At 70.8% G+C, this 14,136-nt stretch carries 21 protein-coding genes; 9 read left to right on the forward strand and 12 right to left on the reverse strand.

The genetic code is table 11. The features are described 5' to 3' along the window. Positions 1-67: 67 nt before the first annotated feature. Together BJ998_RS23855 and BJ998_RS23860 are read left to right on the forward strand one after the other, a co-directional pair. Positions 68-820 carry an SOS response-associated peptidase gene (locus tag BJ998_RS23855; RefSeq protein WP_184864987.1) on the forward strand — a complete coding sequence of 251 codons (753 nt, stop codon included), beginning with the start codon at positions 68-70 and terminating at the stop codon, positions 818-820. Further along, positions 817-1,431 carry an alpha/beta hydrolase family protein gene (locus BJ998_RS23860; RefSeq protein ID WP_184864990.1) on the forward strand — a complete coding sequence of 205 codons (615 nt, stop codon included), beginning with the start codon at positions 817-819 and terminating at the stop codon, positions 1,429-1,431. Before BJ998_RS23855 ends, BJ998_RS23860 begins: the two co-directional genes overlap by 4 nt. 16 nt (positions 1,432-1,447) lie before the next feature. Here BJ998_RS23860 and ybaK read toward each other — a convergent pair whose 3' ends face one another. Next, positions 1,448-1,924, reverse strand: coding sequence for a Cys-tRNA(Pro) deacylase (ybaK, locus tag BJ998_RS23865; RefSeq protein WP_184864992.1), 477 nt, complete (start codon positions 1,922-1,924; stop codon positions 1,448-1,450). 199 nt (positions 1,925-2,123) lie between these two features. Between ybaK and BJ998_RS23870 the strand changes: the two genes are divergently transcribed. Both BJ998_RS23870 and rsrA read left to right on the forward strand, forming a co-directional pair. Further along, positions 2,124-2,765, forward strand: a complete 642-nt coding sequence (locus tag BJ998_RS23870; RefSeq protein WP_184864994.1) for a sigma-70 family RNA polymerase sigma factor — start codon at positions 2,124-2,126, stop codon at positions 2,763-2,765. Next, positions 2,762-3,049 carry a mycothiol system anti-sigma-R factor gene (rsrA, locus tag BJ998_RS23875; protein WP_184864996.1) on the forward strand — a complete coding sequence of 96 codons (288 nt, stop codon included), beginning with the start codon at positions 2,762-2,764 and terminating at the stop codon, positions 3,047-3,049. The genes BJ998_RS23870 and rsrA overlap by 4 nt, the downstream gene beginning before the upstream one ends. A gap of 72 nt (positions 3,050-3,121) precedes the next feature. On the opposite strand, the gene BJ998_RS49595 is transcribed toward rsrA, so the two are convergent. Then, positions 3,122-3,196, reverse strand: a complete 75-nt coding sequence (locus BJ998_RS49595) for a 50S ribosomal protein bL37 (protein WP_096498094.1) — start codon at positions 3,194-3,196, stop codon at positions 3,122-3,124. Positions 3,197-3,308: 112 nt separating this feature from the next. On the opposite strand from BJ998_RS49595, the gene BJ998_RS23880 reads away from it, so the two are divergent. Both BJ998_RS23880 and BJ998_RS23885 read left to right on the forward strand, forming a co-directional pair. Beyond that, positions 3,309-3,524 carry a biotin/lipoyl-binding carrier protein gene (locus BJ998_RS23880; protein ID WP_184864998.1) on the forward strand — a complete coding sequence of 72 codons (216 nt, stop codon included), beginning with the start codon at positions 3,309-3,311 and terminating at the stop codon, positions 3,522-3,524. A gap of 23 nt (positions 3,525-3,547) precedes the next feature. Further along, on the forward strand, positions 3,548-5,041 hold the full coding sequence (locus tag BJ998_RS23885) for a sensor histidine kinase (protein WP_184865000.1): 1,494 nt from the start codon (positions 3,548-3,550) through the stop codon (positions 5,039-5,041). Between the two features lie 161 nt (positions 5,042-5,202). Here BJ998_RS23885 and BJ998_RS23890 read toward each other — a convergent pair whose 3' ends face one another. Beyond that, positions 5,203-5,457, reverse strand: a complete 255-nt coding sequence (locus tag BJ998_RS23890; protein ID WP_043722052.1) for a WhiB family transcriptional regulator — start codon at positions 5,455-5,457, stop codon at positions 5,203-5,205. 251 nt (positions 5,458-5,708) lie between these two features. Further along, the gene (locus BJ998_RS23895) at positions 5,709-6,638 is read right to left on the reverse strand and encodes a diacylglycerol/lipid kinase family protein (protein WP_184865002.1); all 930 of its coding nucleotides are present in this window, start codon (positions 6,636-6,638) and stop codon (positions 5,709-5,711) included. Positions 6,639-6,915: 277 nt separating this feature from the next. Between BJ998_RS23895 and BJ998_RS23900 the strand changes: the two genes are divergently transcribed. Beyond that, positions 6,916-7,323, forward strand: a complete 408-nt coding sequence (locus BJ998_RS23900) for a hypothetical protein (protein ID WP_184865004.1) — start codon at positions 6,916-6,918, stop codon at positions 7,321-7,323. 102 nt (positions 7,324-7,425) lie between these two features. Here BJ998_RS23900 and BJ998_RS23905 read toward each other — a convergent pair whose 3' ends face one another. Beyond that, on the reverse strand, positions 7,426-7,905 hold the full coding sequence (locus BJ998_RS23905; protein WP_184865006.1) for a GNAT family N-acetyltransferase: 480 nt from the start codon (positions 7,903-7,905) through the stop codon (positions 7,426-7,428). After that, positions 7,905-8,501, reverse strand: coding sequence for an acid phosphatase (locus BJ998_RS23910; protein ID WP_376775897.1), 597 nt, complete (start codon positions 8,499-8,501; stop codon positions 7,905-7,907). Before BJ998_RS23910 ends, BJ998_RS23905 begins: the two co-directional genes overlap by 1 nt. Positions 8,502-8,627: 126 nt before the next feature. On the opposite strand from BJ998_RS23910, the gene BJ998_RS23915 reads away from it, so the two are divergent. Further along, entirely contained in the window at positions 8,628-9,251 is a 624-nt protein-coding gene (locus tag BJ998_RS23915; protein ID WP_184869231.1) for a hypothetical protein, read from the forward strand. On the opposite strand, the gene BJ998_RS23920 is transcribed toward BJ998_RS23915, so the two are convergent. The 5 genes from BJ998_RS23920 to sodN form a co-directional block, all read right to left on the reverse strand. Then, a complete protein-coding gene (locus tag BJ998_RS23920; protein ID WP_184865010.1) occupies positions 9,252-9,614 on the reverse strand; it encodes a hypothetical protein in 363 nt (120 codons plus the stop codon). Between the two features lie 56 nt (positions 9,615-9,670). After that, positions 9,671-11,089 carry an aromatic amino acid lyase gene (locus BJ998_RS23925; RefSeq protein ID WP_184865011.1) on the reverse strand — a complete coding sequence of 473 codons (1,419 nt, stop codon included), beginning with the start codon at positions 11,087-11,089 and terminating at the stop codon, positions 9,671-9,673. Next, positions 11,086-12,093: an ornithine cyclodeaminase family protein gene (locus BJ998_RS23930; protein ID WP_184865013.1), complete on the reverse strand. Its 1,008-nt coding sequence runs from the start codon at positions 12,091-12,093 to the stop codon at positions 11,086-11,088. The genes BJ998_RS23925 and BJ998_RS23930 overlap by 4 nt, the downstream gene beginning before the upstream one ends. Before the next feature lie 9 nt (positions 12,094-12,102). Then, positions 12,103-12,468, reverse strand: coding sequence for a superinfection immunity protein (locus BJ998_RS23935; protein WP_184865015.1), 366 nt, complete (start codon positions 12,466-12,468; stop codon positions 12,103-12,105). 179 nt (positions 12,469-12,647) lie between these two features. Beyond that, positions 12,648-13,055 carry a superoxide dismutase, Ni gene (gene sodN / locus BJ998_RS23940; RefSeq protein ID WP_184865017.1) on the reverse strand — a complete coding sequence of 136 codons (408 nt, stop codon included), beginning with the start codon at positions 13,053-13,055 and terminating at the stop codon, positions 12,648-12,650. A gap of 87 nt (positions 13,056-13,142) precedes the next feature. Here sodN and BJ998_RS23945 point away from each other — a divergent pair, with 87 nt between their 5' ends. Continuing rightward, entirely contained in the window at positions 13,143-13,454 is a 312-nt protein-coding gene (locus BJ998_RS23945) for a S26 family signal peptidase (protein ID WP_312890303.1), read from the forward strand. Here the strand turns inward: BJ998_RS23945 and BJ998_RS23950 are convergent. Beyond that, positions 13,447-14,052: a dTDP-4-dehydrorhamnose 3,5-epimerase family protein gene (locus tag BJ998_RS23950; RefSeq protein ID WP_184865021.1), complete on the reverse strand. Its 606-nt coding sequence runs from the start codon at positions 14,050-14,052 to the stop codon at positions 13,447-13,449. The genes BJ998_RS23945 and BJ998_RS23950 overlap by 8 nt on opposite strands. Positions 14,053-14,136 lie beyond the last annotated feature (84 nt).

Below are 14,136 nucleotides of genomic sequence, written 5' to 3' on the forward strand. Positions count from 1 at the left end.
ACTCGGCCGCTCGTGTTCCCCCTTGGGGGCCGTGACGTGCGACGATGGAATTCGGAGGTGGTCAGGGGTGTGCGGCAGGTATGCCTCCGCGAAGGACCCGGCGCAGCTGGCCGTCGAGTTCGACGCGCTGGACGCGACCGGGACGGAGCGGCCCGGCGCGGACTACAACGTCGCGCCGACCAAGCCCGTGCTGGCCATCGTGGCGCGCCATCCCCGTGACGAGGAGGGGCGGCCCGACCCGGACAGCGTCGAGCGCACCATCCGGGTGATGCGCTGGGGGCTGGTCCCGACCTGGTCCCAGGACCGGAACGTGGGCGTCAAGATGATCAACGCCCGCTCCGAGACGGCCGCCGTGAAGCCGGCCTACCGGGACTCGATGGCCCGGCGGCGCTGCATCCTGCCGGCCGACGGCTGGTTCGAGTGGAAGCGCGACGGCGGCGCCAAGGAGCCGTACTACGTCACCAATCCGGATGATTCCAGCCTGGCCATGGCCGGGTTGTGGACGGCGTGGCGGGACCCCGACCAGCCCGAGTCGCCGTGGCTGGTGACGTGTGCCGTGTTGACCACCGACGCGTTCGGGCCGTTGGCCGAGATCCACGAGCGGATGCCCCTCGTGCTGCCGCGGTCGTCGTTCGAGCAGTGGCTCGCCCCCGACAAGGGCAGCGACGACGTGGCCGACCTGCTTCGGCCGTCGGAGGAGATCGTGTCGCGGTTCGAGCTGCGGCCCGTGTCGACCGCCGTGAACAGCATTCGCAACAACGGCCCCGAGTTGCTGGCTCGGGCCGAGCCCGAGCCCGTCGAGCTGGACCTGTTCTCGTGACCAGGACCCAGGTCGAGACGCCCTTCGGCCCCGCCCGGGCCGAGTTGCACTGCGCCGCCGAGAGCCGGGCCGCGCTGCTGCTCGGGCACGGCGCCGGCGGTGGCATCGAGGCCCCCGACCTCGTCGCCGCCACTCGCGCCGCCACCGCCGCCGGCGTGCATGTGGCGTTGGTCGAGCAGCCCTACCGCGTCGCCGGCCGGCGCGCCCCCGCACCGGCCAAGCAACTCGACGCCGCTTGGCTCGCCGTCGTCGAGGACCTCGGGGAGCGGTGGTTCGAGGGGCTGCCCCTGGTGTTCGGCGGCCGTTCCAGCGGGGCCCGCGTCGCCTGCCGTACCAGCGCCGACGGACAGGCGGTTGCCGTCCTGTGCCTGGCCTTTCCCGTGCATCCGCCGGGCAAGCCCGACAAGACCCGGATGCCCGAGCTCGACGGAGTCGAGGTGCCGACCCTCGTCGTGCAGGGCTCTCGGGACCCCTTCGGCATGCCGGAGCCGGCGCACCGCCGCGAGGTCGTCACGCTGACCGGCGACCATTCCCTGAAAGCCGACGTCAATGGCGTGACCAAGGCCGTGACCGAGTGGCTGAACCGGGTTCTCCACACCCTCGACGTCTGAGGAGAATTCGGGAGCTTCAGCCGGCGATCGGAGCGACGACGGCGCCGGTGAGCTCGGCCAGGGCGGCGGGAGTCAGCTCGACCTCCAGGCCCCGCCGGCCGGCGGAGCAGAAGACCGTGTCGAAACCCTGAGCCGAGGCGTCGATCACGACGGGCAGGCGCTTCTTCTGGCCCAGCGGCGAGATGCCGCCGGCGACGTAGCCGGTGGCCCGCTCGGCGGCGGCGACCTCGGCCATGCGGGCCTTCTTGCCCTTCAGGGCGGCGGCCAGCGCCTTCAGGTCCAGCTGACCGGTGACGGGGACGACGCCGACGGCCAGCTTGCCGTCGACCTCGGCGACGAGGGTCTTGAACACCCGGGCGGCCTCGATGCCGAGGGCCTCGGCGGCCTCCAGGCCGTACGACTCGTGCCGGGGGTCGTGGTCGTAGCTGTGCAGCGTGTACGGCACCTTGCGCTTGGCCAGCAGCGCGGTCGCCGGGGTTCCCTGTCCCGCCATGGGAACAGACCCTATGACCCGGCTCTCACCCCGGAATGCGCACGGGGGCGGTCGTGTTGAACCCCACGTGGCTACTTCAAGCGCTGTGCTCGGCCGGTCCTCGGCCCGACGCGTATCCTCAGGGGCGAACGACACGCTTCCCACCAGGGGAGCGTCGACAGCGTCCGCCCGGCTCGCCCGCCGGCGGGGAGGGAGCCAGGTGCCGGGTAGCTCCGCCCAGGTCAACGACAACAACACCGTCGAGCAGGAGACTGCCGAGCAGCGGGCCGCGCGCTTCGAGCGCGACGCCATGCCGCTGCTCGACCAGCTGTACTCGGCCGCGTTGCGGATGACCCGCAACCCCGCGGACGCCGAGGACCTGGTGCAGGAGACCTACTTGAAGGCTTACAGCGCCTTCGAGTCCTTCACCAGCGGGACGAACCTCAAGGCCTGGCTGTACCGCATCCTGACGAACACCTACATCAACGGCTATCGACGCAAGCAGCGACAGCCGATCCAGACCTCCGCCGACGAGATCACCGACTGGCAGATCGCGGCCGCGGAGAGCCACACCTCCTCGGGCCTGCGCTCGGCCGAGGTGGAGGCGATGGACCGGCTCCCCGACGACGACGTCAAGCAGGCGTTGCAGCAGCTGCCCGAGGAGTTCCGCATCGCGGTCTACCTCGCCGACGTCGAGGGCTTCGCGTACAAGGAGATCGCCGAGATCATGGGCACCCCGATCGGGACCGTGATGTCCCGCCTGCATCGCGGCCGCCGCCAGCTCAAGGACCTGCTCACCGACGTCGCCCGGGACCGTGGCTTCCTGCGCTCCTCCCGCGAGCGGGAGGTGACCGGGTCGTGAGCGCCGACGAATCGCACGCCAACAAGGCCGGCTGCCGCGAGGTGCTCTCCGAGGTCTGGGCGTTCCTGGACAACGAGTGCGACCAGAAGCAGCGCGAGATCCTGCGCCAGCACCTCGACGAGTGCAGCCCGTGCCTGGAGCAGTACGGCATCGAGGAGCACCTGAAGATCCTGCTGGCCCGCAAGTGCGGTGGCGACCACGCCTCGGCCGAGTTCAAGGAGCGGCTGCGGGCGTGCATCAAGGAGAAGGTGCTCGAGCGGACGCAGGCCAAGGCCGAGCAGTAACTCCAGCAGAACGTGCGAAGGCCCCGGTGACCGCAGGTCACCGGGGCCTTTTGTCGCGCTCACGCACGGGTCTCAGGCGTTGGGCCGCTTCCCGTGGTTGGCGCCGCCCTTCTTGCGGTCGCGGCGCTTGCGGGCACGCTTGGACATAGCTGTCTCCTGAATCTTCGGCCAGACGTCTGTCCCCCGATTGTCGCACGTCCCGAGCGCGCTCCCGAATCCGTGGTTCCATAGCGGGGAGCGGCGTCGAGAGGGGTCGGGCATGACCGAGGAGATCCGGGCCGAGATGGTGGCCAACGTGAGCAAGGTCGTGGCCAAGGAGGGCGACGCCGTCGCGGACGGGGCGGAGATCGTCATCCTGGAGTCGATGAAGATGGAGATCCCCGCGGTCGCCCACCACGCCGGCCGGGTGACCAAGGTCGCGGTCGCTGAGGGTGACGTCGTGCAGGAAGGCGACCTCATCGCCGTCGTCGAGTAACCCGACCGACTAGCGTCGGTGCCGTGTCCACACTCACCGACCTGCTCGCCGAGCACACCGGCCTGCCCGGCGCCGCCGTCGACCACCTGCAGATGGTGGCCGCCGAGTGGCAACTGCTGTCGGACCTGGCCTTCGCCGACTTCGTCCTGTGGGTGCCGCTGGACGACGCCCAGGACCCGGACGGCAAGTTCCTCTGCGTAGCGCAGGCCAGGCCGACGACGGGGCCGACCGCCCACCCCGACGACATGGTGGGCAGCACCGTCACCGCGGACGACCACCCGCAGCTGCGCCGCGCCCTGGTCGAGGGCCGGATCTGCCGCGAGGAGGACCCGCGCTGGCACCTGGGCGTGCCGGTCCGTCGGGAGACCATCCCGGTCCGCTTCAACGGCGACACGATCGCGGTGCTGTCCCGGGACACCAACCTGGCGGTGCCGCGGGTGCCGAGTCCGCTGGAGATCGCCTACCTCGGCAGCGCCGCCGACCTGTGCCAGATGATCTCGGACGGCACCTTCCCGGCCATCGAGCCGTCCGCGGACGTGCACACCAGCCCCCGCGTCGGCGACGGGCTGATCCGCATCGACAGCTCCGGCGCGGTGGTGTTCGCCAGCCCCAACGCGCTGTCGGCGTACCACCGGATGGGCCACGCCGCCGACCTGGTCGGCGTGCACCTGGCCCCGCTGACCAGGTCGCTGGTGGCCGATCCGTTCGACGCGACGGAGGTCGCGCAGCGGATCCGGACCGCGCTGGACGGCAACCCGAGCATGCGCATCGAGGCGGAGTCCCGTCGCGGCGCGGCCGTGCTGTTCCGGGCGCTGCCGCTGCGGCCGCTGGGCAAGGCAGCCGGCGCGCTGGTGCTGGTTCGCGACGTCACGGAGGTGAAGCGCCGGGACCGGGCGCTGCTGTCCAAGGACGCCACGATCCGCGAGATCCACCACCGCGTGAAGAACAACCTGCAAACCGTCGCGGCGCTGCTGCGGCTGCAGGCCCGGCGTACGAACAACGCCGAGGCCCGGGACGTGCTCCAGGAGTCGGTGCGCCGGGTGACCTCGATCGCGCTCGTGCACGAGACGCTGTCGATGTCGGTGGACGAGCGGGCCAACCTGGACGACGTGCTGGACCAGGTGTTCCCGATGCTGTCGGACGTGGCGACCGCGGAGACCGGCATTGCCGTCCGCAAGGAGGGCAAGCTCGGCGTGGTGTCGGCGGAACTGGCGACGCCGCTGGTCATGGTGCTCACCGAGCTCGTGCAGAACGCTCTGGAGCACGCCTATCCGGCCGGCGACTCCGGCGAGGTCGTGGTGCGCGCCGAGCGGTCCGCCAAGTACCTGGACGTCGTGGTGTCCGACGAGGGCAGGGGCCTGCCGCCCGGCTTCTCCCTGGAGCGCACCGAGCGGCTGGGCCTGCAGATCGTGCGCACGCTGGTGGAGTCGGAGTTGCGCGGCTCGCTGTCGCTGCGCCGGCGCGACCAGCGGGGAACCGAGGCGGTGCTGCGGGTGCCCCTGCGGCGCAGCCGCTAGATCCAGCACCGCGGCGCAGCCGCTAGGTCGTGCACCGTGGCTGATCCGGCACTGCGGCGTAGTCGATGAGTTTAATCGTGAAAACGTACAAGGGGCCCGGAACCTCGGGGGAAGGTTCCAGGCCCCTTGCGCGATGAGAAATTGAAAAAGAAATGCTCTCGTCAGGCGTTGCTACGAGCGCGGGTACGAGCGTTGCGACGCTTCAGCGCACGCCTCTCGTCCTCGCTCATCCCGCCCCACACGCCGGCGTCCTGCCCGCTCTCCAGTGCCCACGACAGGCAACCGGACACCACCGGGCAGCGGCGGCAGACGGTCTTCGCCTCGGCGATCTGCAGCAACGCCGGACCGCTGTTCCCAACGGGGAAGAACAGCTCGGGGTCCTCGTCACGGCAGGCCGCGCGGTGGCGCCAGTCCATTTCTCTAGCTCCTCGCTAAGCGCGCTACGAGCGCGCTGTTGTCGTCAGCGGTCGTCGGGGTGCTTGTGAATGCTTTCACGAACTTCGGGGATGTCAAGAGGTCGGCTCCGACTCGGTGAGAGAACTCACCCGATAGATCGGCGTGCTCGACCCCTGGTTCCGGTCCGTGACCAGCCATGATGCCGGAAGCCACAGCTTCGCAACCAGCATATTACGCTCCGGTCACGAACGCAGCGCGAAGCCTGGGGCTCTCAGACCGCGACCCGCAGCGCCTTCGGCACTGACGTGAACTTTACCTGACGGTGTTCACCCAGGTCGTCGCCGTCCACCTGAAGCCGCACCGGCCGCTCGGCGGTCACCCTGACCTCGTCAACATCGTCGAGCCGCAGCAAATTCCCCCCGGAGGGTGGTCCCAGCGGCAGCAGGATCTGCGACAGCGTGCGCGCGATGGTCGGCGGGGCCAGGCTGCGCAGCGCGAACAGGCCCAGGCCGCCGTCGAACGAGCAGTCCGGATTCATGTGGATGGGCTTGGCGCCCAGATAGGTCCACGGATCGGTGTTGGAGACGAAGGCCAGCCGGGTCTTCTCCCGGGTGCCGTCCGGCAGCTCGACCAGCAGGTCCGTGGCCGTGAGCATCTGCTTGACGTAGTTGGCCAGCGCGATCGACGCGTACAGCAGCGGGCTGGCGGTCTTGTCGCGGCGGCGCTCGACCTCGGCCACCACATCGGCGTCCCAGCCCAGGCCGGCGTTGAACGTGAACCAGCGGCTGTCGCTGTCGGCCGGCTCGACCAGGCCCAGCCCGACCTGGCGGCGGCTGCCCGACTCGATCGCCACCAGCAGCCGGTGGGTCGCCTCCACCGGGTCCCTCGGCAGTCCCAGCGCCCGGGCGAACACGTTCGCCGAGCCGCCGGGCACCACGCCCAGCGCGGGCGTGTCCACCGGGTCCGGACACTTCGCCAGCAGGCCGTTGACCACCTCGTTGACGGTGCCGTCACCACCGTGGGCGACCACCAGGTCGATCCCGTCGGCCACCGCGCGCGCGGCGGCGTCGGCCGCGTGCCCTCGGTAGCTGGTCTCCACGATCTCCAGCTGCACGTCGCTGGCCAGCGCGTGGGCCAGCACGTCCCGGCCGGCGGCGGAGGTCGCCGTCGCCTGTGGGTTGACCACGAGAAGGGCACGCACCCCAGCAGAGTAGGACAGACCGTGACCAACGACCGGCCGTCCATCCCCGTACGGGTGGCTGTGGCTCATCGAAAGTGAGGGAGGTCTCCTTCCGTACCCGACGCTCCGGTTCCTTCGCGTTGCCAGCGAGTGCACCCAGACGACCCGTCTGCTCGACGACAACACCCGAATCCTCCCCCCTGCGTCGGCGCCGCGGGACCGGCCGTCCGGGTGGCCTACGATCGGGTCTGCGCACGGATCGTGATGTGCGCTGGTAGCAGGTCGAGGAAGGTGTCCGTTGTCACGCGAAATCGCCGCTCCCGGACCCGTTCGCGCCGCCGGCGCGCTGGTCGCCGTCCAGGGCGCCGCCGCGCTCGTGGTCGCGGTGATCACCCTGGTGCTCGGCCTGTCCGGCGGCGCCCCCGCCCTCGTCGCGTTCGGTGAGGCCGGCGTCTACCTGGTGATCGCCGCCGCGTTCCTGGCGCCCGGCGTGCTGCTGTGGCGCGGTGTCCGTGGCGCCCGCAACGGCGCGGTGTTCCTGCAGCTGCTGGTGCTGGGCGGCATCTGGTGGGGATTCGACCCCATCGACTCGATCCTGGTGGACGTCCTGTTCACCGCCTACTGCCTCGCGGTGCTCGTCCTGCTGCTCTTCCTCGCCTCCTCGCGGGAGTGGGCGATGGGGCTCAAGGAGGACCAGGCCGGCTGAGACGCGCGTTCGGTCCGGTCGCCACCCTCGGGGCTGCCGGCGTCGGTCGTCGCGCTGGTGGCGAACGTGGCGTGCCCCGTTCGCCGACCCGGACCCGTGCTTCTAGCCCTCGGCGCGGGCCGCGGCCTTGGCCAGCGGCTCGTCGGCCAGGCGGTAGCGGTACCAGTCGGTGACCCTGGCCGCGCCCATCGCCTCGTAGAACTCGATCGCCGGCTGGTTCCAGTCCAGCACCGACCACTCGAACCGACCGAGGCCGCGGTCGGCGCATTCCTTGGCCAGCGCCAGGAACAGTGCCCGGCCGAGGCCGCTGCCGCGGTGCTCCGGGCGCACGTACAGGTCCTCGAGGTAGATGCCGTGCGTGCCGGTCCAGGTGGAGAAGCTGAGGAACCACAAGGACATTCCGACGACCTCGCCGTCCACCTCGGCCACGTGGCCGTACAGGGCGGGCGAGGGGCCGAACAGGGCGGCGTGCAGCTGCTCGGCCGTCAGATGGCATTCCTGCGGCGCCCGCTCGTACTCGGCCAGGTCGTGCACGAGCCGCACGACCGCGTCGACATCGGACTCGCGGACGCCGCGGATCATCAGATCTCCCCCAGCGGTGGCACGTTCAGGCGGCGGATCTGCGCCTGGCCTCGCTCGTCACCCAACACCGAGATGCCCGCCGGGTCCAACCCGATTCGCACGCCGGCGGCCGGGTCCAGGCCCAGCCAGCGGACCACCAGCACGCGGCTGAAGTGGCCGTGGCCGATCAGCACCACGTCGCCGCGGTCCAGCTCCTTGCGGGCCCGGGCCAGCACCGCGTCCGCGCGGTCGCCGACCTCCTTGGCCGTCTCGCCGCCCGGGATCTCGTGCGTCCACACCGTCCAGTCCGGCGCGGACTCGCGGATCTGTTCCGTGGTCAGGCCCTCGTAGTCGCCGTAGTCCCACTCGGCCAGGTCCTCGGTCACCTCGTCCACCGCCAGGCCGGCCAGCTGCGCCGTGCGGCCGGCGCGCGTGCGCGGGCTGGCGAGGACGAGTCTTGGGGGGACGGTGGTGCCGCGCAGTTCGGCCAGTACGGCGCCGGCCTTTCGGGCCTGTTGCTCGCCGTGGGCCGTGAGCGGGACGTCCGTGCGACCGGTGTGCTGGCCGGTCAGCGACCACTCGGTTTCCCCGTGCCTGATGACGTACACGTCTGCCACCCAGCGGATCGTAGCCCCGCGCCGCCGCCGCAGCGGGTCCTGTGACCCATCGCACTGCGTCGAACAGGCGATCGAACAATGAGCCTGGATGAGGTAAAATTTGGAGGTAGTCCAGGGGAGAGGACGGTGTCGTCGGTGCGTCATCCAAAACTCGGTGTTGTGGTGGACTTCGCCAACTGCCTGCCCGGCTCGCAGACCAGGATCGTGTCCGACCAACGGCGGATGTACCTCGACGAGGGACGGCAGCCGTGGGCGTACTACGGGCCGATGGTCGCGGCCATCCGCCGGGCCCTGGCCGATCCGTCGCCCGAGGCCGCGCTGGAACTGGCCGTCGCCAAGGTCGAGGATTCCGCCAAGCACGCGCACTTCGTCGAGCTGCAGAAGGGTTTCCTGCGCTGGCACGAGGGTTTCGCCGGCAGTCTCGTGCCCGTCGGCACCGGCACCTGGGTCGGCTCCGACGCCGTCTTCGACGTCGCGCCGCAGCTCGGCCTCCGGCCCGCCAAGGGCCCCAAACTCGCCGTCCAGCTCTACATGAAGGAACCCGAGCTGCGTCCCGACGCCGCCGCCGTCCCGCTGCACATGATGCGGTCCGTCATGGACCAGGTCCTCCCCGACGGCGTCCCCGCGATTTTCGACGTACGGCGCGGAAAACTCCTGTTGCCCTCCCGCCGTCGCAGCGACAAGCGCCTCGACGCCGACGTCGCCGGCGTCGTCGCCCACTGGTCCGCGATCTGGCGCGCCATCGCCTGATCAGTGGTTCTGGGTGAGGAAGGCGATGCCGTTCTTGTCGCAGCCGACCTGGGGCGCGTTGTGGGAGTCGGTGTCGGACTCGCAGGTCCAGCCGTTGACGACGAGGCGGCGGGCGGTGCCCTGGGCCTTGCGGGGAGCGTCGCGGTAGTAGGAGTGCAGGACGTCGATGGCCTCGGCGCAGGCGGCGGTGCCGGCGGGAAGCGCCGGTGAGATGAGGGAGCGCTTGCCGGCGGGGCCGGTGATGGCGCCGCAGTCGACGGGAGGGGTGTAGCCGGGGTCGGCGGGAGGCAGCGCGTGGGTGGGGCCGGTGCCGCAGGCGGTGAGCAGCACGAGGCCGAGAAGGGCCGGCAGCCAACGCCCCATCGTTCCTCCGTCCAGGTGAACTTGCTGCCCATTGGACGCGCACGGGGTGGCTGGGTTCACCCGTCGGCGAATTTGGCCCGGAGACGGTCGATGTCGGGCCCGAGAGGACGGTCGACGAGGACGGGAGGAACGGTCTCGGTGATCCACGCGTAGGCGCCACGAAGGCGGGGAGCGCCGGGAAGGCCGCGAAGGTGGTGCGCCTGGGCGATGCCGATGAGCTCGCAGGCGGTGATGGCCAGCAGATGGTCGATCACCTGCCGAAGCTGCTCGCCGGCGGCCCAGGCGTGCGCCTGCACGTCCTCCTGGCCGGCGGAGGTGTCGAGGGAACCGAGCGTGGCGGGAGCGGCGAGCCGGCGGATCTCGTGCAGCTCGCCGGCGGCCCGCTTGTGGATGGGGGAGAGGCCGGCCTGAGGACCGGGATCGACGGCCAACTGGGCGTTGAGGCCGGTGAACTGGGTGTCCATGAACCGGTGCAGCCGCTGCACGCTGATCTCGGCGAGATGGGTGAGCGCGGCGGTCACGGCGTCGAGGCGAAGCCCGACGGTGACGGCGTGGTAGCCGGCGGTGGAGGTGAAGCGGCCGTCCAGGAAGGACGGGGAATCCGTCGGCGCGGCAAGGAGAAGGTCTCGGGCGGCGGCGAGGTCGTCGAGGGTGCGCTGCGCGTGGGCGATGGCCTGCGGGGCGACGCGGAACGACACGGGGGCCTGCACGAGGTCGGACCGCGTCGCGGAATCCGTTGTACGGGAGCGGATGTCGTCGAGCACGGCGGCGAGGACGGTGTCGGGCCCGGCGAGCGAGGGGTGGTAGATCGAGCGGGGCGCGCCGAGCACGTCGACGGCCATGGCGGCGGCGAGCGTCTGGAGTTCGAGGGCCTGAACGGCCTCGGCGCCGCGCATGAAGGCGTGTGCGATGGCCAGCGGCGAACCCTGGATCAGGCTGGCGCCTTCCTTGGGCCCCAACGGAAACGGCTTGGCCTTGCGGCGCTTGAGGGCGTCGGCGGCGGGCTTCTCGACGCCATCCTCCAACACCGTGCCGACGCCGACGAAGGTCTGGAAGGCGTGCGACAGAGGGATGATCTCGCCGGCACTGCCCAGCGCCAACCGGGGCACGGCCGGAACGAAGCCGTCGTTGAGCCGATCGGCGAGGAACTTGACGAGTTCGGGGCTGGCGGCGGTGGTGGGCGCGAGCAGGCCGTGCAGCTTCACCGCCAGCAACGCCCGGACGTCCGGCTCGGGCAGCCACGGCGGCCCGCCGACGGCCCGGCCGATGAGCAGGTTCCGTTGGTGCGTGGCCTGTTGCTCGGCGTCGAGGGCGACCCCGGCCAGCCGGCCCATACCGGTGTTGACGCCGTACACGGGCTTGTCGGCGGCCTCCAACGCGGCCAGCATCGCCCGCCGGTTGGCGGCGACGTCGTCGAGCGGCCCGAGGTCGACCCGCTGCCCCCTGGCGACGGCCAGGACGTCCAGTTCCCTCATCGGTACGGCAGCATCGTGCCGACGTCGTTCGCCTCGGCGCGACGCAGGATCATGCCGGCCACCGCGAGGTCCGTCGTGGACAGTCCCCGGTGCCAGAACAGGGTTCGCTCGGCGTCGTCCTCGCGGCCCGGCTTGAGGCCGGCGACGATCTGGCCGATCTCGGCGTGGATCCGCTCCTCGGTCAGCAGGCCGGCGTTCAGGTGTGGGCGCAGCGCCCCGAAGCGTGGGTCGCCGGAGCGGGACTCCCGCCAGTTGTCCACGACGATCTTGTCCACGTCGTCGAGCAGGTCCAGCGCCAGCGCGCTGATCGTCCCGTACGGCACGAGGAAGCTCCCGGGCCGGAGGAACTCCTTGCGCAGCAACGGTTCCGGCTCGGTCAGCCGGGACGCCTCGACCAGCACGTCGGCCCCGTCGAGCGTCTCCTCCCAGCTGGCGCGGACCTGCACCGGCTTGCCCAGCCGCTCCGCCAACCGTTCGGCGAACGGCTCCCGGGACTCCGGCCGGCGGCTGGTCACGCGGATCTCGGCGAAGTCGAACACCGAGTCCAGCAGCACCACGTTCCACCAGGCGGTGCCGCGTGCGCCGACGTGCCCGAGCACCTTGGCGTCCCGGCGGGCCAGGTACTTCGCCCCGACCGCCGTCATCGCCCCGGTCCGCGCCTCGGTGATCATCGTGCCGTCCACGATCGCCTTCGGCATGCCCGTCTCCGGGTCGAACAGGCTGATCAGGGCCATCTCGCTGGGCAGGCCGCGCTCGTAGTTGCCGACGAAGTCGCCGACCACCTTCACCCCGCTGACGCCCTTGTCGGTCAGGCTGCCGCGGAGCACGTTGAAGTGGCCCTTGCCGCCGTTGTCCGGAACCAGGTGCGTGCGCGGCTCGAAGACCACCCGGTCGTTGCCGTGGTCGGCGAGCACGTCCTCCACCGCCGCCACGATGTCCGCGTCGGTGACGCCGAGCGACTCGATGTCCGCGCCGGACAGGTAGCGCATCCAGACCGTCGTCACGCCACCAGCCTAGATCGTCTGCCCCGTCCAGGCCGCGCCGTTCCAGTAGCGCCGCACGCCCACGGCGTCCGGGTACCAGCCGGGCGGCGGCGTCGTGTTCAGCACGTCGACCTGCACCGGAGCCGCCACCACCGGGTCCGCCATGCACGCCATGACCAGCGCCGCGACCCAGCCGATGACCGTCCATCCGAGTAGGAGGTCGAGCACCGCGATCGGGGCGGCGTTCGACTTCCGCCTGGTCGCCGCGATCGCCCACGGCAGCATGTAGCCGACCGTCAGGGCCGTCACCACCCACGCGAACGCCACGTGCCCGTCGGAGACCGGCTGCGGGTACGTCGCGGGCACGGCGGCGCGACCGGGCACTGGATACGACATGGTGGCTCTCCTGCGACTCGACCGAATGGCCGTACGCAGAGCATTCGCCGCCGAGGTGGAGATCGTTAGCGTCCCGGTCGCCGGACCTGGACGCCGGGACCCACGCGGTCGGGCAGACGAAACGGCGCCGACCGGCGGAACGCGTCTCCGCTGGTCGGCGCCGTCCCAGGGCGTCTACCTCAGCCCTGCTTGGTCTCCCAGAAGATCTTGTCGATCTCGGCGATCAGGTCCAGCAGCTCCTGACCCTTGGCCGGGTCCATGGAGCCCTTGGCGCCGGCCGCGCCGGCGGCCTTGGTGGCCTTGTTGAACAGGGTGTGCAGCTCCGGGTACTTCTCGAAGTGCGGGGCCTTGAAGTAGTCCGTCCACAGCACCCACAGGTGGTGCTTGACCAGCTCGGCGCGCTGCTCCTTGATCTGGATGGCGCGGGTACGGAACTCGGGGTCCTCGTTGCCCTGGTACTTCTCCTGGATCGCCTTGACGGACTCGGCTTCGATCCGGGCCTGGGCGGGGTCGTAGACGCCGCACGGAAGGTCGCAGTGCGCCGTCGCCTCGAGGCGCGGGCCGAGGATGCGCGACAGCAGTCGCATGGGTCCTCCCTGACAGTGAATGCTCCGACGTGCGGAACCCTACTCCGGACGGCCGGAGCGGGCAGGCGGAGGTGATCGTTGGCACCGGTGGGAATAGATCGTTGGCCGCTGCGCAGGCTGCGCGTGCGCGGCCCGTCGATGGCGCCGACCCTCAAGGACGGGGACGTGCTGCTGGTCAGCTTCCGGCGGAAAGCCACGCCGGGGGCGATCGTGCTGGTGAGATGGCCGGCGCGACCCGATCAGCTGTCGGTCAAGCGCGCGGTGGAACGGCGCGGCGAGCAGTGGTTCGTGGTCGGGGACAACCAGTTCGGGTCGACGGACTCGCGGGACCTCGGCCCGGCGGACGTGCTGGGCGTGGCCACGTTCCGGCTGTGGCCACGCCCACGCAGGCTCAGCTGAGGCCGCGCAGCTTGTCCCGGTAGGCGACGCAGTCGGAGTAGCTGGGCAGCAGCCCGGCGGCCTCGGCCTCGGCCAGGGTCGGCGCGTCGCGGTCCTTGTCGGACAGGATCGGCTCGATGTCCGACGGCCAGGGCAGCCCGAGCGCGGGGTCCATCGGCGTGATGCCGTGCTCGGCGCTCGGGTTGAACGGCTCGGAGCAGAAGTAGGACATCGCGGTGTTGTCGGCCAGCGCGATGAACGAGTGGCCCAGGCCCTCGGACACGTAGAGGGCGTTGAACTTCTCCGAGTCCAGCACCACGGACGTCCACTGGCCGAAGGTGGGCGACCCGACCCGGATGTCCACGATCACGTCCAGCAGCGCCCCGTACGGGCAGTAGACGTACTTGGCCTGGCTGGGCGGCACGTCGGCGAAGTGCACGCCGCGGATGGTGCCCCGCCGGGACACGCTGTGGTTGGTCTGCGCCAGCCGCATCGGGTGACCGACCGCCTCGACGAACGCCTGCTCCTGGAACGGCGCCGCGAACAGGCCCCGGTGATCCGGAAAGGCCGGTGGAGTGAATTCCCAAGAACCTGCGATGTCGAGCTCACGAACCTGCATGGCGTCGCAGGTTAGCCGCTTGACCGATCGTGAACCGAACTGCCTGCGGAAACTGACCGGTCAGTGCAAGCAATTCGTACGGTC

Origin of the sequence: Kutzneria kofuensis (assembly GCF_014203355.1) — a bacterium.
Lineage (GTDB): Bacteria > Actinomycetota > Actinomycetes > Mycobacteriales > Pseudonocardiaceae > Kutzneria > Kutzneria kofuensis.